General features: G+C 50.9%; 20 protein-coding genes. 12 read left to right on the forward strand and 8 right to left on the reverse strand.

The features are described 5' to 3' along the window. The first annotated feature begins 49 nt into the window (after nt 1-49). The 4 genes from IEV89_RS17270 (at nt 50) to kup (ending at nt 4,387) form a co-directional block, all read left to right on the forward strand. Nucleotides 50-718 carry an AzlC family ABC transporter permease gene (locus IEV89_RS17270; RefSeq protein WP_188474759.1) on the forward strand — a complete coding sequence of 223 codons (669 nt, stop codon included), beginning with the start codon at nt 50-52 and terminating at the stop codon, nt 716-718. Further along, nucleotides 715-1,038, forward strand: coding sequence for an AzlD domain-containing protein (locus IEV89_RS17275; RefSeq protein ID WP_188474760.1), 324 nt, complete (start codon nt 715-717; stop codon nt 1,036-1,038). The genes IEV89_RS17270 and IEV89_RS17275 overlap by 4 nt, the downstream gene beginning before the upstream one ends. 166 nt (nt 1,039-1,204) lie before the next feature. After that, nucleotides 1,205-2,389 carry a sugar transporter gene (locus IEV89_RS17280; RefSeq protein WP_188474761.1) on the forward strand — a complete coding sequence of 395 codons (1,185 nt, stop codon included), beginning with the start codon at nt 1,205-1,207 and terminating at the stop codon, nt 2,387-2,389. Between the two features lie 129 nt (nt 2,390-2,518). Beyond that, on the forward strand, nt 2,519-4,387 hold the full coding sequence (kup, locus tag IEV89_RS17285; protein WP_188474762.1) for a low affinity potassium transporter Kup: 1,869 nt from the start codon (nt 2,519-2,521) through the stop codon (nt 4,385-4,387). Here the strand turns inward: kup and IEV89_RS17290 are convergent. The 3 genes from IEV89_RS17290 to IEV89_RS17300 form a co-directional block, all read right to left on the reverse strand. After that, nucleotides 4,384-4,953 carry a glycine zipper family protein gene (locus IEV89_RS17290; protein ID WP_188474763.1) on the reverse strand — a complete coding sequence of 190 codons (570 nt, stop codon included), beginning with the start codon at nt 4,951-4,953 and terminating at the stop codon, nt 4,384-4,386. The two genes, kup and IEV89_RS17290, sit on opposite strands and share 4 nt — an antisense overlap. A gap of 17 nt (nt 4,954-4,970) precedes the next feature. Further along, complete coding sequence (locus IEV89_RS17295; RefSeq protein WP_229746517.1) at nt 4,971-5,360, reverse strand: hypothetical protein; 390 nt, start codon at nt 5,358-5,360, stop codon at nt 4,971-4,973. Nucleotides 5,361-5,514: 154 nt separating this feature from the next. Next, nucleotides 5,515-6,975 carry an AMP nucleosidase gene (locus tag IEV89_RS17300; RefSeq protein WP_229746518.1) on the reverse strand — a complete coding sequence of 487 codons (1,461 nt, stop codon included), beginning with the start codon at nt 6,973-6,975 and terminating at the stop codon, nt 5,515-5,517. A 142-nt stretch (nt 6,976-7,117) separates the two neighbouring features. Here IEV89_RS17300 and amyA point away from each other — a divergent pair, with 142 nt between their 5' ends. Beyond that, nucleotides 7,118-8,608 (forward strand): alpha-amylase, encoded by a 1,491-nt coding sequence (gene amyA, locus IEV89_RS17305; protein WP_188474765.1) that lies wholly within the window; start codon nt 7,118-7,120, stop codon nt 8,606-8,608. Between the two features lie 237 nt (nt 8,609-8,845). Here the strand turns inward: amyA and IEV89_RS17310 are convergent, their stop codons facing one another. The 3 genes from IEV89_RS17310 to IEV89_RS17320 form a co-directional block, all read right to left on the reverse strand. Continuing rightward, on the reverse strand, nt 8,846-9,661 hold the full coding sequence (locus IEV89_RS17310; RefSeq protein ID WP_188474766.1) for a carbohydrate ABC transporter permease: 816 nt from the start codon (nt 9,659-9,661) through the stop codon (nt 8,846-8,848). Continuing rightward, nucleotides 9,661-10,533, reverse strand: coding sequence for a carbohydrate ABC transporter permease (locus IEV89_RS17315; protein ID WP_188474767.1), 873 nt, complete (start codon nt 10,531-10,533; stop codon nt 9,661-9,663). Before IEV89_RS17315 ends, IEV89_RS17310 begins: the two co-directional genes overlap by 1 nt. A gap of 73 nt (nt 10,534-10,606) precedes the next feature. Continuing rightward, nucleotides 10,607-11,956 carry an extracellular solute-binding protein gene (locus tag IEV89_RS17320; RefSeq protein WP_188474768.1) on the reverse strand — a complete coding sequence of 450 codons (1,350 nt, stop codon included), beginning with the start codon at nt 11,954-11,956 and terminating at the stop codon, nt 10,607-10,609. 556 nt (nt 11,957-12,512) lie between these two features. Here IEV89_RS17320 and IEV89_RS17325 point away from each other — a divergent pair. Continuing rightward, entirely contained in the window at nt 12,513-13,115 is a 603-nt protein-coding gene (locus tag IEV89_RS17325; protein WP_188474769.1) for a GNAT family N-acetyltransferase, read from the forward strand. Nucleotides 13,116-13,125: 10 nt separating this feature from the next. Next, a complete protein-coding gene (locus IEV89_RS17330) occupies nt 13,126-14,211 on the forward strand; it encodes an ABC transporter ATP-binding protein (RefSeq protein WP_188474770.1) in 1,086 nt (361 codons plus the stop codon). Between the two features lie 52 nt (nt 14,212-14,263). Here the strand turns inward: IEV89_RS17330 and IEV89_RS17335 are convergent, their stop codons facing one another. Both IEV89_RS17335 and IEV89_RS17340 read right to left on the reverse strand, forming a co-directional pair. After that, the gene (locus IEV89_RS17335) at nt 14,264-15,394 is read right to left on the reverse strand and encodes an ROK family transcriptional regulator (protein ID WP_188474771.1); all 1,131 of its coding nucleotides are present in this window, start codon (nt 15,392-15,394) and stop codon (nt 14,264-14,266) included. Further along, nucleotides 15,391-16,317, reverse strand: a complete 927-nt coding sequence (locus tag IEV89_RS17340; RefSeq protein WP_188474772.1) for a glucosamine kinase nucleotide-binding domain-containing protein — start codon at nt 16,315-16,317, stop codon at nt 15,391-15,393. Before IEV89_RS17340 ends, IEV89_RS17335 begins: the two co-directional genes overlap by 4 nt. Before the next feature lie 318 nt (nt 16,318-16,635). Here IEV89_RS17340 and IEV89_RS17345 point away from each other — a divergent pair, with 318 nt between their 5' ends. The 5 genes from IEV89_RS17345 (at nt 16,636) to mtr (ending at nt 22,267) form a co-directional block, all read left to right on the forward strand. After that, nucleotides 16,636-17,790, forward strand: a complete 1,155-nt coding sequence (locus IEV89_RS17345) for a Gfo/Idh/MocA family protein (protein WP_188474773.1) — start codon at nt 16,636-16,638, stop codon at nt 17,788-17,790. A 201-nt stretch (nt 17,791-17,991) separates the two neighbouring features. Beyond that, entirely contained in the window at nt 17,992-18,510 is a 519-nt protein-coding gene (locus IEV89_RS17350; RefSeq protein WP_188474774.1) for a P-loop nucleotide/nucleoside kinase family protein, read from the forward strand. Between the two features lie 259 nt (nt 18,511-18,769). After that, nucleotides 18,770-19,087, forward strand: coding sequence for an RcnB family protein (locus tag IEV89_RS17355; protein ID WP_188474775.1), 318 nt, complete (start codon nt 18,770-18,772; stop codon nt 19,085-19,087). 1,134 nt (nt 19,088-20,221) lie between these two features. Beyond that, entirely contained in the window at nt 20,222-20,635 is a 414-nt protein-coding gene (locus IEV89_RS17360; RefSeq protein ID WP_188474776.1) for a hypothetical protein, read from the forward strand. Nucleotides 20,636-21,028: 393 nt separating this feature from the next. After that, nucleotides 21,029-22,267, forward strand: coding sequence for a tryptophan permease (mtr, locus tag IEV89_RS17365; RefSeq protein WP_373283409.1), 1,239 nt, complete (start codon nt 21,029-21,031; stop codon nt 22,265-22,267). Nucleotides 22,268-22,358: the final 91 nt, after the last annotated feature.

Raw genomic sequence — 22,358 nt, forward strand, 5'->3', positions numbered from 1 at the left:
TTCATTTGTTCATTATAACAGCCTAATCGTTCGTTATGGGATGGATTTTATGACCCTGAGGTGTTTCTCTTCGCTCAGTGTGGATACCGTCAAAGCCATTGTGCTGGTATGCCTGGCCGACGGGATTGTCGGGATCTCCTATGGTTCACTGGCCACGGGAAGTGGTTTCCCGCTATGGGTGCCGCTGGCGCTGTCTTTACTGGTACTGGCCGGTGCGTCGGAATTTCTGTTTATTGGTATTGTCGCGGCTGGAGGCAGCCCCATTGCGGCAGCGGCGGCGGGGTTATTGATTAACGTGCGGCATCTGCCGTTCGGTATTGCAGTCAAGGATCTGGTGGGCCGTACTCCGCTGAATTATCTGGGCTGTCACATTATGAATGATGAGAGCGTGGTGTTTGGCGTATCGCAAGCCTCGCACAGCCAGCGCAAAGCGGCCTTCTGGTTATGCGGTTTGGGCATTGCCCTGTGCTGGCCAGCGGGTGTGGTGATGGGTGGTTCGATTGGCAAATTCATTCCAGATACTCAGGCGATAGGCCTGGACGCCGTATTTCCTGCCATTCTGGTCGCGCTGATCCTGCCCGCGCTGAAAAATGCCAAAACCCTTATTTCTGCTTTTTCCGGGGCGCTGATTGCTCTCGCCTCAGTGCCTTTTGTCCCGACAGGCATGCCGGTACTGTTTTCACTGGCGGGGTTAGTCATAAGGAGAAAAAAAATATGAGCCAAAACACTTTAGTGATCACCGGTATCGCGCTGCTGGCAACAGGGACTTATCTGCTGCGTATGGCCGGTTTTAAACTCGGCTCCCGCCTGGTTTTTACCGAAAACAGTCGAGCACTGATCGCTGATGCCGCGGCGACATTGCTGCTTTCGGTGGCAGTGATCGCAACATTGCTGGAAGGGCAGGATTTTGCCGGTTTTGCGCGCCTGGCAGGCGTGGGGGTGGCGGCCATACTGGCCTGGCGAAAAGTGCCACTCATTGTCGTGATCCTGGCAGCAGCAGCGGTGACGGCGGCCTTACGCTGGCTGGGCATCTCCTGAGTTAACCCGAAGACGTTGAAGTCAGTCATCGCTGAGGATAATTTCACCATTCCCAGATATAACAGTTTTCATTCAGGAGGAAATAAAACACAATACGGCTCACAAAAAATGACATTTTTTCTGTCATGCACGCAACTATAACGTCACCAAAAAGTTACATACCCTCATGCAAACACAACCTGTCTCACGCAAGACCGAATGGCTTCGCGTCATTATGCTTTCCATCGCCGCGTTCATTTTTAATACCACAGAGTTCGTTCCGGTCGGTTTGCTGTCGGATATTGCCCGCAGCTTCTCGATGGAAACCGCGCAAGTCGGCTTGATGCTAACCATCTACGCATGGGTCGTGGCGCTGATGTCACTGCCGCTAATGTTGCTCACGCGCAACATTGAACGCCGCCGCTTGCTGGCTGTCATCTTTATCCTGTTTATCGGCAGCCATATTCTGTCGGTGATGGCGTGGGACTTCCAGTCGTTGGTGATCTCACGTATTGGTATTGCGCTGGCGCACGCTATCTTCTGGTCCATCACTGCATCGCTGGCGATTCGCGTCGCACCGGCGGGTAAGAAAACACAGGCACTGAGCATGCTAGCGACCGGTACGGCGTTGGCCATGGTGCTTGGCCTGCCACTCGGGCGAGTGATTGGGCAATATCTCGGCTGGCGTATTACTTTTGCGATCATCGGCATTGTCGCGATGGTAACCTTATTGTGCCTGATGAAACTGCTGCCAAAATTGCCAAGTGAGCACAGTGGATCGCTTAATAGCCTACCGATGTTGTTCAAACGCCCAGCGCTGGTGTCGATCTATCTGCTGACGACGCTTATCGTCACTTCGCACTATACCGCCTACAGTTATATCGAACCCTTTATGCAAAACGTGGCGGATATGGGTGATAATTTCACGACGTTATTGCTGCTGGTGTTTGGCGGTGCCGGTATTCTTGGCAGCGTATTATTCAGCCTATGGGGCAATAAATTCCCATCAGCATTTTTGGTTGGGGCGATTGCTATCGTCGCGATGAGCATGTTGCTGCTGTTCGTTTCCGCGACTCATGCCGTGAGTATCTCTATCCTGGCCATTCTATGGGGCATGGGGATGATGGCGATCGGGCTGGCGATGCAGATCCGTGTTCTGACGCTGGCACAGGACGCCACTGATGTGGCGATGGCGCTATTCTCAGGTATCTATAATCTGGGCATTGGCGCCGGAGCCTTACTGGGTAATCAGGTCAGTTTGCATTTCGGCATGGCAAATGTTGGTTATATCGGTGGTTTGATGGGGTGTGTCGCGCTGGTCTGGTGTATTTTTATTTTCCAGCGCTATCCACAACTGCGAACCAAGCACTAAGTGCAGAAACACGACAGAAAGTCGGTTTTTACAAAATATTTACATCAAAAGATGTACCGGTACTTGCCGGTACTATAATGCCTAGATGTCCGGTTTTCTCCGGCCCACTGACTTTGTGAATCCCCATTTATGTATATGAAGAATAAGCAGCCTTTGCCTGCAGTCACGCTGGCAGCCATTGGCGTGGTGTACGGTGACATCGGTACCAGCCCTCTCTACACGCTGCGCGAATGTCTGACCGGGCAGGCGGGGATTACCATGACTCAAAGTTCGATTTTCGGTTTTTTGTCGCTCATTTTCTGGCTGCTGATGCTGATCGTCTCAATAAAATATATTGGCTTTGTGATGCGGGCAGACAACGACGGTGAGGGCGGCATACTGACGCTGATGTCGCTGGCGGTGCGCCATATCAATCCGCGCTACTTTACTATCACCGTATTTATGGGGTTGGTGGGTGGCAGTTTCTTTTATGGTGATGGCGTGATAACGCCCGCAATTTCTGTGTTGTCAGCCATCGAAGGGCTGGAGATCATCGAACCCTCGCTTGATCCTTTCATCATTCCCCTGTCGATTGCGGTGCTGACCTTGCTGTTTGTCATCCAGAAGAAAGGGACAGGCAGCGTTGGAAAATTGTTTGCGCCAGTCATGGTGTTGTGGTTCCTGTCACTCGCGGTACTCGGCATCAGCGGTATTCTGAAAAATCCTGGCGTATTGCAGGCGCTGAATCCGTACTGGGCGCTAAATTTCTTTCTCGCATACAAAGGGGTCTCTTTCTTCGCGCTCGGCATGGTGGTGCTGGCGGTAACCGGAGCAGAAGCCCTGTATGCCGATATGGGACATTTTGGTAAGAAGCCCATACGTATCGCCTGGTTTCTACTGGTTGCCCCTTCCCTGGTGCTGAACTATTTTGGCCAGGGCGCTCTGCTAATGACTCATCCCGACGCCATTAAAAACCCGTTTTTCCTGCTGGCGCCTGACTGGGCGTTGGTTCCATTATTGCTGATTGCGACACTTGCAACTGTGATTGCCTCACAAGCGGTGATTTCAGGCGTATTTTCACTGACGCGCCAGGCCATGAGGTTGGGTTATCTTCCCCCCATGCGCATCGTGTACACCTCCGATGTTGAATCCGGGCAAATTTACATTCCCGTGGTCAACTGGCTGCTTTATGTCGCCGTGCTGATTGTCATCATCAGCTTCAAACATTCAAGCGATCTAGCGTCGGCTTATGGGATTGTTGTTACCGGCACCATGGCGCTGACCACCGTACTGTTGAGTATTGTGGCCATCAAAAACTGGGGCTGGAAACCTCGCTGGGGCCTGCTGCTGATGGTGCTAATGCTGTTGATAGACATTCCGCTGTTCGCCGCCAACCTGACCAAACTATTCTCCGGCGGCTGGTTGCCGGTGGTGTTGGGACTGAGCATTTTGCTGATCATGATGACCTGGCATACCGAGCGTTCACGCCTGCTACGTCGCCTGCGAGAGGATCCCGATGCACTGGGTGCACTCATCAACTCCCTGGAGAAATCCCCACCGCTGCGGGTGCCGGGTACCGCCGTGTTTATGTCGCGCGCCCCGGATGCCGTGCCGCTGGTATTGCTGCACAATCTCAAACATAACAAGGTACTTCATGACCGGGTGATACTGCTGACCATCAGCAGCGCCGATGCTCCCTATGTGCATAAACTCAAGCGCGTCACCATAGAGCATCTTTCACCGTCGTTCTGGCGCGTGGTGGCAAGCTACGGCTGGCGCGAGACGCCCAATCTGGAAGAGGTTTTTTACCGCTGTGGGCAGGATGGATTGCGCTGTACCATGAGCGATATCTCCTTTTTCCTCTCGCGCGATACGCTGGCGTTGGATAAACGTCCGTGGTATCTGCGTATGCGAGGCAAGCTGTTTCAGATGTTACAACGTAATGCATTACGGGCACCCGACCTGTATCAAATCCCACCTAACCGAGTGATAGAGCTGGGTGCCGTCGTGAAGTTTTAAGGATAATCTGGCGGCACGTTGCCGTCAGACGTATCGCCGTGATAATCCGGCGGGACATCACTTTGTGGATAAGCTGGCTGATAGTCCGGTGGGACGTCAGACTGACGCGAGTCAGTCTGTTGATCATAGCGGTAAGAGACGGGCACCTTATTGCCTTTTGCGTACATGCACTGGGTATAGATCACATCGTATTGATCCTGCAAATCACCGTTGCTCATGCCCGCGGCGTTACTGCCCATCGCACTGCCGACCAACAGGCCGCTGCCCGCGCCAATAAGCGCACCGGGGCCTGCCTGGCCTGACGCCGCACCCAGTAATGCGCCCGCCGCGGCGCCCACTAGCGTACCAGCCGCGGCAGTACCTGCGGCATTGTTCGCCGCAGCCTGCGCACCACCGCTGACGCTATTTTGCGCCGTGTTGCGACATAGGATGTCGTCCTGCCTGAACTGTCCGTAACTTTTGCTGCTGCCAGGTAATACCGTGACATCCGGGCTGGAAGGCGGAGCAACACAGCCGGAGAGGAGCGCCAGTAGAGCCAGCGGCACCATCTGATATAAACGTTTCATGGATTATTCACTCAGGCTTAACGGGGAGCGCTATCGCCGACGACGACTTTCATCCAACCACGCGAGCAGCGCGGCACATGCGGGTAATAGCCCGCCGGATTCTGGCAGTAATAGGCATAGCTGGGGGGTTTCTCTACATAGGTCTGTGGCTGAGCTGGCGTCACGTATATGACGGGTGGTGGATCATAATAGATTGGCGGCGGGGGCCCCCACGGCCCGCCAATCACTACGTTCGGCCCACCGTACCAGCCGTGATTATACCCATGCCTATAATAGCCATACGCCATCGAGGCCTGAGTGACAGACATCAGCGCTCCAGCAGCCAGGATTAACATCAATAGCCTTTTCATACCCACCTCAACAAACTGCTTTTGATCACGTTTTTTGACGTTAGGCGCAATACCCATCGTTCCCGCTGAATATACGCCGGTACCGGGTTATTTTTACGCGGAAAATCAAGGGTAATACGCTAAGTTATTGACAGTAATTGTGTGGAAATGTGCAGCGGATAGCGGGGAAGGAAGAACCTTCCCCGCCAAGGTGATGTCGTCATTCAATCAATTAGCGGAACGGCGGCTCATTGAAGGTGCGTAGTTTGCGAGAGTGTAATTTATCCCCTTCCTGACGCAACAGATATATGGCGTGAATGCCGATTTGCAGGTGCTCCGAAATCGCGCCCTCATAGAAGTGGTTGGCCTGACCAGGCAATTTGATCTCACCGTGCAGCGGCTTATCAGACACGCACAGGAGGGTGCCATAAGGAACACGGAAACGATAACCCTGCGCAGCTATCGTGGCACTTTCCATATCTACCGCCACGGCGCGACTAAGGTTGAAACGCATCGCCGAGGCCGAGTAACGGAGCTCCCAATTACGATCATCGGTCGTCACCACGGTGCCAGTACGCAGGCGCTGTTTGACTTCCTCGCCCGGCATTCCACTGATGGCTTTGGTTGCGTCATATAACGCGCGTTGTACCTCAGCAATGCTCGGGATAGGGATGTCGGGCGGCAATACGGCGTCCAGCACGTGATCATCGCGCAAGTAAGCGTGGGCCAGCACGTAGTCGCCGATCTGCTGGCTTTCACGCAATCCACCGCAGTGACCAATCATCAGCCACGCGTGCGGACGTAAAACGGCCAGATGGTCGCAGATGGTTTTGGCATTGGACGGCCCGACGCCAATGTTAACCAGCGTAATGCCTTTGCCATCGTGAGCGATTAAATGGTAAGCCGGCATTTGATGCTTCTTCCACGCCAAATCTGACACTGTCTCTTCCAGATTAATGGTCTCCGGCGTGACGTAAGCGCCACCAGCACAGGAGAGCGCAACGTAAGGGCTGGCAGGATCGACGATTTGCTGACAGGCCCAGCTGACGAATTCATCCACATAGCGGGTGTAGTTGGTAAACAGGACATAAGGCTGAACATGTTTCGCCGGTGTGCCGGTGTAGTGCTTCAGACGGGCCAACGAAAAGTCGGTACGCAGAGCATCAAAATGCGACAGCGGGAAGACCGAGGAAGACGAAGACAGGCCATCGGTGATCTGATCGCCGATTTGCGAAAGTTCGGTCGTCGGGAAATGGTGGGCCAGCGCGGCACTCATGGTGCGGTTGAGATTCAAATCTGAACCGTCAATCACAAACGGGAAAGGGATCTCAAGTTGAGAAGGTTTAACCACAAAACTGGCACCATACTCACTTTCCAGCAGCGCCAACTGGTCAGCCAGATAATCTCGAAACAGCTCCGGGCGCGTGATGGTGGTCGTGTATTTGCCCGCACGCGTAAAACGGCCATAGGCGCGCGATTTAAACGGATTTTGCGCCGAACCGTCCCAGCTGACGCTGAGTTCAGGGTAAGTAAATAAACCGGCCGTCCGCAAGCTGAGGTCAGGCAACGAGCCATCAATAATAAACTCGCCAATCGCTTTACGCAGTGCCACAACGGCGGCACTGTAGAGCACTTCCAGCCGGTCAACGGCTTCGGCGGCGGTCAATTGAGTACCTAAGTGACTTGTGTTCAAAGTGTTTCCTTCCTGATTTATACGTGCATAACACAAAGTATCACACTGCTTAACACAGGATCCGAATCTGAACAATCGGCTAACCCTTTTATCCATCCTGCTCCATACTTCATTTCCCTGTCATGATATATGGAATATGGCCATGCAAAATCCCACACTGTTGCAATTCTTTCACTGGTACTACCCGGATGGCGGAAAGCTGTGGTCAGAAGTCGCTGCACGTGCCGACTACCTGGCAGAAATTGGCATCACCTCTGTGTGGTTACCCCCCGCCTATAAAGGGGCTTCAGGCGGGTTTTCGGTCGGTTATGACACCTATGATTTATTCGATCTGGGAGAGTTCGACCAGAAAGGCTCCCGCGCCACCAAATATGGCGATAAAGAGCAGCTATTGACGGCGATCCATGCGCTGAAAGAGCGGCAAATCGGTGTGATCATGGACGTGGTCCTCAACCATAAGATGGGAGCCGATGAGAAAGAACACATTCAGGTTAACCGCGTTGATGAGGATAACCGCGACCAGATTGACGAAGAGGTGCTGGAAGCTGATGCCTGGACGCGTTTCACCTTTCCAGCACGGCAGGGGAAATATTCCAAGTTTATCTGGGATCATCACTGTTTCAGCGGTGTGGACCACATTGAAAATCCGGACGAAAACGGCGTGTTTAAGATCGTCAACGATTACACGGCAGAGGGCTGGAATACCGAGGTAGATGCTGAATTCGGTAATTATGATTATCTGATGGGGGCCAATGTCGATTTCCGGAATAGGGCGGTGGATGAGGAACTCAAATACTGGGCCCGCTGGATGATAACGGAAACGGGCTGTACCGGATTCCGTCTGGACGCAGTGAAACATATTCCGGCCTGGTTCTATAAAGACTGGATCGATCACATTCAGGCTGAAGCTGAACAACCGATGTTTGTTGTGGCGGAATACTGGTCACATGACGTTGAAATATTGCAACAATATATTCACCAGGTTGAAGGGAAAACGATGCTGTTTGACGCACCGTTACAGCTCAATTTTCATCACGCTTCACGCGATGGGGCAGACTACGATCTCAGTAAAATCTTTGATAACACGTTGGTCTCTGCCGATCCGGCGCACGCTGTTACGTTGGTGGCTAACCATGATACCCAGCCGTTGCAATCACTTGAAGCGCCGATCCAACCCTGGTTTAAACCGCTGGCTTACGCGCTGATTTTACTGCGTGAACAAGGTGTCCCGATTGTGTTTTATCCCGGTCTGTTCGGTGCAACTTATGAAGACACAGGCAATGACGGCAATACTCATGAAGTGGAGTTACACATTGTTCCACATCTCGAGACCTTAATTAAGGCACGCCAAACCTATGCCTGGGGAATACAAACAGACTACTTCGATCATCCCAACTGTCTGGCTTTCAGCCGCAGCGGCACCGAAGAGCATCCGGGCTGCGTTGTTGTCATGTCCAATGGCGAAGAGGGAGAAAAGTCCGTCACACTGGGCGATGGGTACGCGGGTAAAAAATGGCATGATCTGCTCGACAACCGTCAGGAATACGTCGAATCAGACGATCAGGGCACCGCAGTTTTCCGATGCAACGCGGGCAGTCTCAGCGTCTGGGTTGTGAGCGAATCATCCTGCTGAGATCACCCGTAGGTAGGTCAAGCAGGTACCATTGGCAAGGGGAGATGGCGACAGAGGTTTCATGCAAATGTCGCCATAGCTCTTTTCCCTGGGCATAAAATGCGCACCGTGTTGGATGATCCCGCAGTTGGCCAACCAGCATGGTCATCGTCTGGAACGATCAGCGTCCTATCTTGTGAGATTTTTTCTACCGCTCTAACTGCACGATAGCTTCACGTTCCAACCGGTATTTAATGACTATTTCACCGCACCTTCGGTCACGCCGCTGATAAATTTCCGCTGGAAAACCAGAAATACTGCGACGATCGGCAGGATAGCGATCATGGCTCCAGCCATCAACTCAGGGATATTCAGGGTATTTTTATTCTGGAAAAACATCATGCCGATCGGTAGCGTACGCAGTTCATCTTTATTGACCAATATCAGCGGAATTAAGAACTCATTCCAGGTCCAAATAAACAGCAGCAGCGACAGCGTTGACAGAGTGGGCCGGATAGCAGGAACCAGAATACCCCATAAAATTTTATTACGGCTCGAACCGTCCATCACGGCAGCTTCAACCAGTTCCTTGGGCACTTGTTGAAACGCGGTGGCGACCATCAATGTACTGAAAGGTATGGAGAGCGCGATCTGTGGGATTATCAGTGCCAGATAGGTATTGGTCAGACCCATCCAGTGCAATTCATGATAGAGCGGGATGATAAAGGCTTCTGAAGGAAGCACCATGCCCAACCCCAGCAGAAATGCCAAAACCTTCTTACCGGGCAGGCGTAAAAACGCGAAACCGAACCCAGACAATATCCCGGCGAAAAGACTCACCACGATAACGGGTATCACGACAAGGATTGAGTTTAAAAAATAAACGTTGAAATGCCCCTCACGCCAGGCTGAAACATAATTTCCCAACTGTAGGCTACCGGGCAGGGTAAATGCCCCTGCAAACAGTTCCGACTGTGTTTTGAACGAGGTCATCAGGGCCAGCAAAAATGGCAAAATAGTCATCACCGCAATCAACCAGATCAAGGCGCGAGAGAAAAGAGAAGTGCTGCGCATTAACGACGCTCCCTGAGTGCAAGATGAATCAGCCAATTAAGAATAAACACCATGACCATGCCAATAATCGCCACCGCAGAGGCGTAGCCGAAATGGCGTAAGTCAAAGCCCTGCTGATACATATAAATGTTAGTCACTAGCGTAGACGTGCCCGGGCCGCCTCGAGTCATGACATAAACCAGGTCGAAGGATTTGATGCCGGCAATCACCGTCAGCAGCAGGGCAACGCGGATTTCAGGCTTAAGCCCAGGCAGGGTAATGCGCATGAACTTCTGCCGCCGACTTGAGCCGTCAAGTTCAGCGGCCTCAAGCAGTGATGGGTCCATGCGCTGCAAACCGGCCATAAACAGTACCAGGCAGAAACCGAAGAAGTACCAGGTCGCCACCAGACCGACGGCGGGGAGCGCCCAGTCAAAGTCACCCAGCCAGGCTATCGCTAATTGCGGCTGGCCTATGGCACGCAGCAGTTGGTCGATAGGCCCGAAAGCCGGGTTGTAAAGCCAACGCCACACTACGCCCAGCACCGCCATCGGCATGATGTATGGCAGAAAAAACAGGATACGCAGTAAGCTGCGCTCAACGTGGCGACGAGTGTCATTAAGAAAACTGCACAGCGCAAGGCCGATAATGATCGGGCAAAGCGTATAAAACAGCAGTAGCAAGGCGTTGTTGGCAATCGATATCCAGAACGTCGTATCGGCAAACATGTGGACAAAGTTTTGCAAACCGATGAATACTGGCCATGAAGTACCGTCCCAGGCGGTAAAACTCGCCCAGATTGAAAACAGCAGGGGAATCAGCAAAAAAACGCCGTAAATAAGAAGAGACGGCAAAACAAAAAGCATATTTTTCAGCGTTGATTTATTGAGCATAGATACGCCTCGTGTTTACAGTATTAGCGATATGCCCGCGAGCATATCGCCACGTTCCTCGCCGTACGTCGATTCAGTGTTTAAGGGTTTTCAGATACTGCTGGTAATTTTCGTCAAGCTTCTCGGTTAATTGCTGAGGGGTGAGTCTGTTAGCCAAAAGCAGTTGAACGTTGGCATTTAGCGCATCACCCATGGTCGGCGTTGCCCAGTCGACATAGTGACCCAATCCATCATTGGTATTGACCGTGGTCCAGACCTTATAGATGTCGGCAAGCAGTGGGTTGTCAGCAGGAAGTTTGGCATTTTTGTCAGCCGAAGCAGGCAGAAAACCGGCGTTAAGCCAGGCAGTCGCCACCTTATCGGAAACAATATAATTAATGTATTTTGCTGCAATATCCTGCTGCTCCTTCGTTTTAGCCGTAATCGTGATGGAGAAAGGTAAGTCGGTGCCCCCGACCATGAGCGGTGCTTTTACACCTGGCACGGCGGGCATCGCCGAGAAGTGAATATCTTTGTTCGGTTTGAACTGCCCCATGTACCAGGTACCACTAATGAAGAAGGCGGCCTGACCGTTCTGGAACAGCGATGCCGCGTCATCACGGCCCATACCCTGATAGCCGGGGAAGAAATACCCTTTTTTATTCCAGTCCTGCATGGTTTGTGCCGCTTTGACCAGCTTACTGTCTTTAAAGGTACCGCCAACGTCGTAAATCAGGTCATCCAGCGTTTTACGGTCGCTGCTCTCAATTTGTTCTTCCCACAGCGTGGAAAGCAGCTGCGCGCCGACTGAACCATCCAGCAAGCCGAGCATTATCGGTACGGTACCTTGCTGTTTCAGCTTCGCCAGTGCGGCTTCAAACTCCGGCAGGGTTTTAGGGACAGCGATCCCGGCTTTATCGAGTACTGCCTTGTTGTAATACAAACCCACCATTTCGCCGAGGCTGGCAACACCGTAAAGGTGACCACTGCCAAAATCTTGTTTATCTGACCAGCGGTTACGTTTCAGAATTGAGCTTGGGAAACGTGTTTCCCAGCCGTACTGTTTTGCGTAGTCGTCCATAGGCAATAGAAGCTTCTCTTTCACCAATGCGCCCATATCACCGCCGCCCTGATTAACTTGTGCAACCTGCGGGCCTTCACCTGAAGAAAGGGCGAGCTTGAGCGGAATGCGCGTATCGTCGAAGGAGTGAACCGTTCGGCTGATTTTCTCTCCCGGGTTTTGCGCCTCAAAATCCTTGATCGCCTGATCAATAACCGCCGTTTGTGAGGGATAGTTATAGATATCCCACGCAGCGATGGTCTCGGCATGGACCGGATTCAGGCTCAACCCGAGGGTAAGTGCAAGTAGAGATAGCAGTGTGCGTGGCGCACGATTGCCGGTGGTTTTGCGAAAATGACGTGGTGCATGTAAGGCTTTAGACATGGTGGCGTATTCCTCTCATCCGACACAAACAGGCATCCTTCTCTCTGGCAGCAAAAGCACATCCGGCACTTTGCATTGGCTTTTTGGCTTAAAATTTGCACGACCACCAATACTTACTTTAATCATAAAATAAAGTCAAACAGCTTTTCCTCTTGTTCAAATCATCATGAGAACCCGGTATACCACTACCAAAGGAGATCAAAAGCATGGTTAAACACTGAGCTATAGACCAACAGAAAGGGGTTTGTTTTGATAAACCTTATTGTGCTTGCGTGAATGACCCGATCAGGCATGATGCCGATAACTTATTGCCATCTATAGGATAAAGTTATGTATTGATGCAGATACCAGCGAGTCTCTCCCTTGATTCAGTACTGCAGCAAAGGATATGTCGTGTACGGAGAAATAACCTGCAATCAGTTTTCCTTTTGGCTAAACCTGTGATCAGTGTCATAGGTTGGATAATTCTAAAAAATACGAATTATTATATATTGCAAACTAAGTATTCATTCTTTAGTTTAAAGGCAGGTTTTTTGTACAACCCTGGGGACTTATTATGCCAACGTCGTCTGTTATTATCCGCCAGGTTGAAACTGGCGACCTCGAAGCCCTTTCGGCTATCTGTTTGAAAACCTCCGATGCCGGTCAAGATGGCACGACGCTTTACAGCGATCCGACCTACCCAGGACTGCGTTTTTCCGTGCCTTATGCGGTGTTTGAACCCGAATTAGCCTTTGTGCTGTGTCAGGATGACCTGGTGTTGGGGTATGTGGTTGGCACTCGCGATACCCTGGCGTTTAACCAGCGTCTTGAACAGCAGTGGTGGCCTGAATTGCGCAAGAAGTTTGCGGAACGGCAGCCGGTAGCGGCGCTCGACGACAAGGTGCTCGACGCGATTCGCCAGCCTTCCCACACCTCTGCAGAACTGACCACCGACTATCCTGCGCATCTGCACATTAATATTTTACCGGCGGCACAAAAGAACAGTCACGGTCGCCGGATGGTCGAAACCGAGTTGAATGCGCTGCGTGCAGCCGGCGTAAAGGGCGTTCACCTTGGCGTTAGCCTGCAAAACGAGCAGGTCTGCGGCTTCTATTCCAAACTGGGATTCAAATTTCTGATGCGCAGCAATGCCATCTACATGGGTTTAATCTTATAAGAGAGGGCTTATGGCTAATCTGCAGCTCAAAGCAATCAAGAAGTCCTATGACAACGTGAATGTCATTCACGGCATCGACCTTGAAATAAAAGATGGCGAGTTCGTTGTTTTCGTCGGGCCATCAGGCTGTGGTAAATCAACGCTATTGCGCATGATTGCCGGTTTGGAGGAGATCACACAGGGGCATCTATTGGTTGATGGGGTCGATATGACACATCAGCCCGCGACTGAACGTGGTATCGCCATGGTCTTTCAGTCTTATGCTCTTTACCCCAACATGACCGTGCGCGGAAACCTGAGTTATCCGCTGGAGGTCTCGAAACGCCCTAAGGCTGAGATCAAACAGCGCGTGGAACTGACCGCGCAAAAACTGCATTTGAATGAGTTGCTCGACCGCATGCCCCGTGCGCTTTCAGGAGGGCAACGCCAACGCGTAGCCATTGGTCGGGCGATTATCCGCGAGCCGCGCATTTTCCTGTTTGATGAACCACTGTCTAACCTTGACGCCGAGTTGCGTCTGGAAATGCGGATTGAAATCGCCAAGCTACATGAGTCATTGGGCAACACCATGATTTACGTGACCCACGACCAGCTCGAAGCGATGACTCTGGCGGACCGAATGGTCGTGCTACGACAGGGCGTCATTGAGCAGGTTGGGGCGCCGCTGGCGCTTTACCATAATCCCGACAATATGTTTGTTGCTGGTTTTATTGGATCTCCCCGCATTAACTTTATGGCGGCAGACGTCGTAGCGACCACGGTAGGACAGGTTCAACTTCGCATCGAGGAGCTGGCGATTGATAGCCTGATTATGACGGTACAGCAAAGATTGAATGAGGGAGAAAAGGTGTGGCTGGGGGTTCGACCAGAGCATTTTGTTTCTGCAGACGGCGCAGACTGTCACTTCAGCAGCACACTCACGTTCGCCGAACATCTGGGACACACTAATTATCTTTATGTGGATTATGACCAAGAAAAAACATTGGTGATTGAACAGCGAGAGCTTGAAAAACACACAAATGGTGACAGCGTCACTTTTGGCATTAACGCCCAACAGAGCCTGTTATTTGCACAGAGTGGTGAAAGAATTCGCTAGTTTTTTCCAGTGTTCCACCTCCTCCTGATTGCCCGGAGGAGGTGACGCTAAATTACTCTTCGTCTGCCGACGCCGCTAAAATATCAATCAGCTTATTCACAGCAAACCCTGCTGCTCCCAGCGCCCACATACGATTAGAATCGGTCAGGAACATCAGCGGCGTTAGCTGTGGCGTCAGTTTCAGACGGTTTACCTGAAAACTCATGGTGATATTTTCTAGCAGGATGCGTGAGGCCATCGAGGGTTCCATCGCCAGATACACCACATCGGGATCGAGCGCGATGGAGAGGTTGGCCAGCGAGATGCCAAGGTAGTGACCGGCTCTGGCCAAAATGTCGAGTGCCGCAGGAGAAGGGTGCTGATCAATATCCAGCAGATGGGTGATGGCTAGCGCATCAACATGCTGAGCCGCCAGCGCGCTCAGAATGGCGCTTGATGATGCGACTTCTTCCAGATTGGTGGAGGTACCGTCGCCGATCAACCCATTGCCAATTTCACCGGCGTTGCCGTGTCTGCCGCGATAGAGCTGGCGTTCGATAATAATGCCTGCGCCAATTCCTTTACCGTAGGTGGCGATAATCGCCGACTGTGCACTGCCCAGTTGACCAAACACGAGTGTTGCCAACGCCATGGCATTGGCATCATTTTCTATATATACCGGAATGTTGAAGCGTTCAGCCAGAATGTTAGCAATAGGCACGTTGGTCCAGTCAAGTACCTTGGAACGCACACACGAGCCGCTGTCGGGGTCAACAATGCCGGATAACGCCAGTCCAATGGCCCCCACCTTGTCGGCATCAACGGTCTTTAAAAATTTGGCCAGCGCGTCACTGAGCTGCTTTGGCGTCATGGCCCCGCTCGGGATCTGCTGCTCTCCAATCAGTTTGCCGTTAAGGTCAGTCATCACAATCAGGTTTCGTTCGGCGTTGAGTTGAATCCCCACCACCGCGGCCTGATCGGGATCGAGTCCCAGCAAAATTTTGGGTCTGCCTATCGACTCACGGCGCAGCCCAAGCTCATGAATGATGCCTTTCGCCAGCAGTCGATTGGTTGCCTGAGAAACGGTCGACATACTCAACCCGCTCCGCACTTTCAAATCAGACTGACTAATCGGTGAGTTTTCGACAATCAGGCGCAGTAGACGCGCCGAGACGTTGGGAGCAATTTTTTTGGCGGCAGTCATAGTTTTAGGCGGTCATCTTTTTTGTGAAGGTCCCTGTCCGGTAAATTTACCACAAGCGCTTGTTTAGATGCTGCAAATAACAACGCGCCTTGCAAGGCATCACCTTGCGGTGCCATGAGTTTCTGCTGCAATTCGGGTGAAAGATAGCGGATGACGGGTTGGGCAATGCCGCCCATCAGGCAAACCTTTGCCTGGCTGGTTTTAACCAGAAAAGACAATATCATTTCGATATCCGCCACCAGCTTTTTGACCAGAGACAACGCGTTGACGTCTTTCAACGCCGCATACTCGAATATTAACGGAGAGAATGCTCCCCACTGTGCGGGCGCGGCGGAGCGGGTCCATTCAAGCATCGCTTCAGGGGTATTGGAGAAGTGCGCCATAAGGGTTTGCGTTAGTGGTGAGGGTGCAGAAAGCCCCTCATGGCAGCGTAGGGCTAGCCGGAGCGCGCTGCGGCCTAATTGAGCACCAGAACCGTCGTCTGACAGTGCAAATCCCCACCCGCCGACAGCATGAAAATGCTGCCCGTCGAAGGCCGCCCCCTGACTTCCAGTGCCGACGATCAACACGGCACCAGGCTTACCGGCGTGCGCGCCCAGGCAGGCTATTTCAACGTCAGAGGCGATGTGCTGCTGCAAAAAAGGCATGGGCCAGTCCAGCGCCTGCTGGCGTATGTGCTTCACGTTAGCCCCGGCAAAACCAAAGGCTGCGGACGTTTTATGGTATTTCTCTGTGGGTAGCTGGGCTATTTGGAAGCAGTTTTCAACTGCGGTTAATGCCGCCGCGATCGCGCCATCAAAATCGCTGAATATGTTGGCTGAACCCGTGCTGCTGTTTGCCAAGACCTGGCCCTGTCTATCGATAAGTCGTGCTCGACATTGGGTTCCACCGGCATCAATTCCAACGAAATATTCTGGTTGCAAAATTTTCCTCCTGTCTGACGCCGCAGCACAAGCCTTTAAAGCGATTGAAGTCCATGACCTGTGATGAGCCAAAAGATAGGTCAAAAAAACATAAATCGCAATAGTAAAAAAACATTGAAAATAATTATAATATTAAATGCATACATATCATGTAATTAAATAAAATAAGCAAATTAATGTCGGTGCCGTTTATTGACATTACTTTTGTCACCGTAATAAGTTGATGGTTAATCATTAGACAATGACATGCCGGTGGACACGCTTCCGGCGTAGACGTCAGCAACGTGCTCACCTTATAAAGACAGCAGGGGATAAAACATGAAAGTAGGCATTGTCGGTCTCGGTTTTCGTATGTCCAACGTGGTTAATGAGTTTCATAAAGTTGATCCGGAATTCCACATCGCAGGTTATGTTGATCCTGCACCCGCCGGTTTACCTAATCTGCACACGTTTGGTATCGAGCCGGGACCTTCCTTTGCGTCTCTTGATGACATGCTGAAAAACGCCGATTTCGATTTGCTAATGGTCGGCTCACCTAATTATCTTCATCTGGAGCACGTCAAAGCCGGTCTTGAGGCCAGCAAAAGGGTGTTTACCGAAAAACCGGTGGTGATTAACGAAGAACAAACGATGGCGATGGCCGCCCTGGTCAGGCAGTACGGTTCAGACCACATTATCGTCGGTCTGGTGCTGCGCTATTCGCCGCTGTTCATTGACTTGATGCACGCTAAACAGCAAGGGCAATTGGGTGACATAGCCTCAATTGAAGCCACCGAGCACATTCGCCCCTTCCACGGCGCGTTTTTCCAACGAGACTGGCGCCGTTACGAAAAGTACGCGGGTCCTTATATATTGGAAAAATGTTGCCACGACATCGATCTCTATCAGGGATTGATGGGGGAAAGGCCATTAAGGGTAGCCAGTTTTGGTGGACGCAAGTCTTTCACTCCTGAACAGGAGCCTCAGGGTGAGTTCAACGCCAGCGCAGAGCTTTACCATACCAAACCTAGCGGGTGGTCGAGCACCGACGCGGTGTTTACCAGCGATGCGGACATCGTGGATTATCAGACCGCATTGATTGAGTATAGCGGAGGCGCGACACTGGCTTTTCACGCCAACCTCAACGTTCCCGACGAATTCCGACGTTTCTGTGTCATCGGAGCAAAAGGAATGGCCGAGGGGGACTTTGTGCGCAATTTCTTCCGTGTGCATGACGCACGCTCGGGAGAAAAGATCACCTCAACCGAGTATGAAGGTAATGCCTATGACGGCCACTACGGGGCTGATGCCTTAATGGCGGAGCACGTTGTTAAACATCTTAAAACCGGCAGTCCACTGAATGTCTCGGTGATTGATGCGTTAGAGGCTGGCTTAACGGCGATTAAAATCGACCAAGCGCGAAAAACGCGTTCAGTGATCGATCTGACCGAAAGCTGGCAGCGTTTTGACCAGCAGTTAGGACGCCAGCCATAAATTATTCTGCCTTTATCAGCGAAATATTTACGACAAAATCGCTCAAAAACTAAAGGTAATATCGCTGTCTGGGGGCGGTATTTTAACGTTGGAAATGAGCGTGATACTTCAACTTTGCTGCCACAAAACTTGGTGCGCATAACATTGATTATGTTAAATAAAAGGCATTCCCCGTAACCACATCAATCTTTGAGGTGAAGAATGACAAAAGCCGTGACGGCTGACGCGGTGATACACCAAGGCAAACCTATATTACATATCTTGTGTGGGAAAATTGCGTCTGGAAAATCAACGCTTTCATCATCATTAGCCTCATCGCCCATCACGGTGGTGATAAGTGAAGATCAGTGGCTATTTCTCTGTTATGGAGATGAAATGAACACGATCGAAGATTACGTTCGCTGCTCTGCGAAGCTTAAAAATGCCATGAAACTCCATGTTATTTCCTTGCTCAAAGCGGGTGTGTCTGTTGTCCTGGATTTTCCAGCCAATACCGTTGCGAACCGTAAATGGATGATGAGTATTATCAATGAATCATGTGCAGATCATATCCTGCATTACCTCAATGTCTCCACTGAGATATGTAAATCCCGGTTGCAAGTCCGTAATCAGTCAGCTGCATCCCATTTTGTGGTGACGGATGAGCAGTTTGAATTGATATCGCAGTACTTTACTGAGCCAGAGCCGGAAGAAGGTTTCAATATTATTCAATATAACTAAAGGGCGAAGGAACAAGGTAAAGGGAATGGTTATGCTGTTTTACATGATACACACGGTGCAGAATGCACGCAGAAACCGTGCTGATGTAGGCTTTTTTGCAAGGATGTTTGCATTTCGACACAATAAATCTCGCCTACTTGACGGCGTTTTCTCGTTATCATTTATCCTGGAGTCACGATACAGGCTTCACTGTGCTGCTGGCGCACCTAACTGGGCCGTGAAGCATGCTATAAGTTGATCGTTTTAGACGGGAAAAAATATGCGTCATTTAAAATTGGTAATATTGTCGGCTTTTGTATTTTCCTTTGCACTTCCGATGACCGGCACGGCCTTTGCGGCAACAAATTCTCATGAAATAAAATCATTCTACGATGCCTCAAAACTTTATACGCTAGGCAGCATAGTACCCGATCTTTACCGGACTAAACCCTATGAGATCGACGAGTGGCAAAAACGTAATCTGCCTGCACCCGAAGCGGGGAGCCACTGGACCTACATCGGCGGCAGCTATGCGCTGATCACCAACGCAGAGGGCAAAATTATCAAAGCAGAATCTGGCGATATCTTTTTCGAATAACCCTAAAGTCAGGACCATTCTCTAACCTTTAGAGACTTAAAAAACGTGAGAACTGTCGCTCATATTCATCGCTATCTGACGATTGCGGGAAAGCGGCGCTGTCAGGTCCGCGCCCCCTTGGCATAGGCGTTTCCTGCAGCATGCTGGCATCTCAATATTGATGAGTGATATCAAAGCGTAAGGGGATGCAAAGGGAAAGTGGGTTAAGCCATTGCTGCCGTAGTCCTTAAATGATAAAAGCCCTGACAACGTTGTGCCAGGGCTTTTAAGGAACTACATTTTTAATAATTAACATTAATCAACTTAATAACTTTATACTACTCAATTTATACTACTTCAAAAGATGTACATATTTTTACAGGATATATGATTGCTTTCTCTAACGCTGTCCTCCGATATTTTAATGGAATAAGGTCGTGATCCTGTATGTTTTATTATGTTACCTCGCGCAGATATAACATAATGAGTACATCACCCTCGCGATATATACTTTTGATGCGTTGCCTTACTTCCGTCGCGACATTCTCGATTTCATACTTAACGTACCCAAATCGCGAACATAACTATTAACAACAAGGCCTTACATCATCGCGGTTGACCCAACATGCGATTTTACAGATTTGCTGCATGGCCTGAGAGCTTCACCGATAAGAGTTAAGACTCACTATCGATTACCCCAAACTACAATATATCGTGGCCTTTATCGCACTTATTTATTTCTAAAGTATAACTAATTTTCAGTTAGTTAAAACACCGAGTTAATAAACATCTTTCTGTCGTTTGCGTCGGTGCTGAGTTCTAATCTACTCGTTCTTAGCACAGTGTCAACACTGTTTTTAAGCACATGTTTTTATGTTCAGTAATAATAAAAATAGCTGGTTCCCTTTCTATCATGGCGCGTCGAGTGGTCGACACAATACTCGACGCCATGAACGCTGGCATGGCCGTTATGCCTGGAGCAGGATATCGGGATAAGGTCAAAGGACTCGGCTTATCTGCCCTCGTTGTCACGCTTGTAAGACGATTCCTCTGAGATTCTCACCCGGTGCATTCATCACGGCAGCGATATCAGTTATATTATCGCCTGACCACTACTGCTCCAGGTTATAACTCGCTAAAGGATAACGTCGTACTATGACTCACTGTTTCACCCTCGCCGTCATTACGGCCGCCATTACGCTGACCGGATGCGCCAAGCATCCTACTGGTGAACCTGCAGCCAACTTCGCCAGCGGCGACACGCTGGTGACTGTGGCCCATATCTCTGGCAAAACTGACGACGGCACCACGGTCTTTGTTACCGTTGACGGTACTGATGCAGCCGCACTGAAAAAGGGCCAAAGCGTCGATTTACACGTTCCCGCAGGCCCGCATCAGGTCGGCGGCTATGCCCGGACGCTGATTGGACGTGTCACGATTGCGCCGGTGAAAATCACCACCACCGCTGACGCCGTAAAACACGTCGCCTACAGTGTGACCAAGACTAAACCGTCGTTTTCAGAGCTGCCTTCAGACTCGACTCCCGCTCAGCAGCAACCACCAGCATAACGCTTACGGCCTTGCCTGATGCCGAGGGCACACTGAGTGACGCTGCTCAACAAGCTCTTACACCGCATCGGTAAGGCCGGCCATCATGATGCAGCCGTCACGGCTAATGCCGGCCAGTCACGCCAAATGCCGTTGATCACCCTCTTATCTCATTCCTTCCGCCCGACAGCGAGCGTACTCACAGCACTAACGCCAGCGCCACAACCAATGGGATTGCTTACTTTTTCTTGTACTAGCGAACTAGTCAACCCTATACATTATTACACATATGCACTATATTGCCGCGCTTAAGGACACTTCCACAGGATAAACACGGGTTTTTAATCGATTAACCTCTGTCCTTTTTGATCGGTCAATAATGCTTTAAGCCACGCGAGGAGTGGCATGATAACTATGCATACAATAAATGCTCCGCAACGCTCATTACTGGGCGGTGCAATGATTATCGGGGGAACGATTATTGGTGCGGGGATGTTCTCTTTGCCCGTGGTGATGTCAGGTGCCTGGTTTTTCTGGTCAGTGGCCGCACTGGTGTTTACCTGGTTCTGTATGCTTCACTCCGGTCTGATGATTCTAGAGGCGAATCTTAATTACCCGATCGGCTCCAGTTTTAACACCGTGACGCGAGATCTGCTGGGTAACCACTGGAATATACTCAATGGCATCACCATTGCCTTCGTTCTGTATATCCTCACCTATGCTTATATCTCGGCCAGCGGCTCAGTGATTCAACACACCCTGCGTGAAATGTCGGTCGATTTTTCGCCGCGTCTCGGCGGCCTGATGACTGCGCTTGCCGTCGCTTTTATTGTCTGGCTCAGTACCCGTGCAGTGAGCCGCATGACAGCCATCGTGCTGGGGGCGAAGATCATCGCATTTTTCCTCACCTTCGGTGGTTTACTGTGGCACATCAAGCCGGTCAATTTACTCAACAGTGTGGAGCACAACCCGAGCTACGCGCCTTATGTCCTGGCGACACTGCCGTTCTGTCTGGCATCATTTGGTTATCACGGTAACGTGCCAAGCCTGATGAAGTACTACGGCAAAGATCCACAGATGATTAAAAAATGCCTGCTGCTCGGCACGCTGATGGCGCTGGGTTTGTACGTCATTTGGATGCTAGGGACGATGGGCAATATTCCTCGCCAGGCATTTGTAGGTATCGCCGAACGCGGTGGTAATATTGACGTGCTAGTGCAATCACTCAGTCAGGTCCTCAACAGCGCAAGGCTGGATCTGTTGCTAACTCTTTTCTCTAATTTCGCCGTCGCCTGTTCATTTCTTGGGGTGACGCTGGGGCTATTTGACTATCTGGCTGACCTGTTTAAATTCGACGATAACCGGATGGGCCGTTTTAAAACCGCGCTAGTCACCTTCATTCCGCCGATTATCGGTGGTGTGATCTATCCGGATGGTTTCATCTACGCCATCGGGTTTGCCGGTTTGGCCGCTACCGTGTGGGCAGTGATTGTTCCTGCATTGATGGCTCGCGCCTCGCGCCAGCGCTTTGGCAGCCCGCGCTACCAGGTGTGGGGCGGCAATAAAATGATTATGCTGGTACTGCTGTTTGGTTTGCTCAATGCCGCCGTGCATATTATCTTCAGCTTCAATATGTTACCGGTTTACCGCTGACTTTTCCGCTCCTGCCAGCAAGTCCGTTTCCCTATATTTAACTCTCATACCTCGTTTGAGCTATAGCGCCACCTATAACATGCATATATAA

Source organism: Hafnia psychrotolerans (genome assembly GCF_014639435.1).
In the GTDB taxonomy this organism is placed as follows: domain Bacteria; phylum Pseudomonadota; class Gammaproteobacteria; order Enterobacterales; family Enterobacteriaceae; genus Ewingella; species Ewingella psychrotolerans.

What these genes read in the sequence shown, in the direction of transcription:
- IEV89_RS17310 (WP_188474766.1), bottom strand. Translation starts at nt 9,661, where the DNA reads ATGCGCAGCACTTCTCTTTTCTCTCGCGCCTTGATCTGGTTGATTGCG.
- IEV89_RS17345 (WP_188474773.1), top strand. Translation starts at nt 16,636, where the DNA reads ATGAAAGTAGGCATTGTCGGTCTCGGTTTTCGTATGTCCAACGTGGTT.
- mtr (WP_373283409.1), top strand. Translation starts at nt 21,029, where the DNA reads ATGCATACAATAAATGCTCCGCAACGCTCATTACTGGGCGGTGCAATG.
- IEV89_RS17325 (WP_188474769.1), top strand. Translation starts at nt 12,513, where the DNA reads ATGCCAACGTCGTCTGTTATTATCCGCCAGGTTGAAACTGGCGACCTC.
- IEV89_RS17355 (WP_188474775.1), top strand. Translation starts at nt 18,770, where the DNA reads ATGCGTCATTTAAAATTGGTAATATTGTCGGCTTTTGTATTTTCCTTT.
- kup (WP_188474762.1), top strand. Translation starts at nt 2,519, where the DNA reads ATGTATATGAAGAATAAGCAGCCTTTGCCTGCAGTCACGCTGGCAGCC.
- IEV89_RS17280 (WP_188474761.1), top strand. Translation starts at nt 1,205, where the DNA reads ATGCAAACACAACCTGTCTCACGCAAGACCGAATGGCTTCGCGTCATT.
- IEV89_RS17315 (WP_188474767.1), bottom strand. Translation starts at nt 10,533, where the DNA reads ATGCTCAATAAATCAACGCTGAAAAATATGCTTTTTGTTTTGCCGTCT.
- IEV89_RS17335 (WP_188474771.1), bottom strand. Translation starts at nt 15,394, where the DNA reads ATGACTGCCGCCAAAAAAATTGCTCCCAACGTCTCGGCGCGTCTACTG.
- IEV89_RS17270 (WP_188474759.1), top strand. Translation starts at nt 50, where the DNA reads ATGACCCTGAGGTGTTTCTCTTCGCTCAGTGTGGATACCGTCAAAGCC.
- IEV89_RS17360 (WP_188474776.1), top strand. Translation starts at nt 20,222, where the DNA reads ATGACTCACTGTTTCACCCTCGCCGTCATTACGGCCGCCATTACGCTG.
- IEV89_RS17290 (WP_188474763.1), bottom strand. Translation starts at nt 4,953, where the DNA reads ATGAAACGTTTATATCAGATGGTGCCGCTGGCTCTACTGGCGCTCCTC.
- IEV89_RS17320 (WP_188474768.1), bottom strand. Translation starts at nt 11,956, where the DNA reads ATGTCTAAAGCCTTACATGCACCACGTCATTTTCGCAAAACCACCGGC.
- IEV89_RS17275 (WP_188474760.1), top strand. Translation starts at nt 715, where the DNA reads ATGAGCCAAAACACTTTAGTGATCACCGGTATCGCGCTGCTGGCAACA.
- IEV89_RS17295 (WP_229746517.1), bottom strand. Translation starts at nt 5,360, where the DNA reads ATGGGTATTGCGCCTAACGTCAAAAAACGTGATCAAAAGCAGTTTGTT.
- amyA (WP_188474765.1), top strand. Translation starts at nt 7,118, where the DNA reads ATGCAAAATCCCACACTGTTGCAATTCTTTCACTGGTACTACCCGGAT.
- IEV89_RS17330 (WP_188474770.1), top strand. Translation starts at nt 13,126, where the DNA reads ATGGCTAATCTGCAGCTCAAAGCAATCAAGAAGTCCTATGACAACGTG.
- IEV89_RS17350 (WP_188474774.1), top strand. Translation starts at nt 17,992, where the DNA reads ATGACAAAAGCCGTGACGGCTGACGCGGTGATACACCAAGGCAAACCT.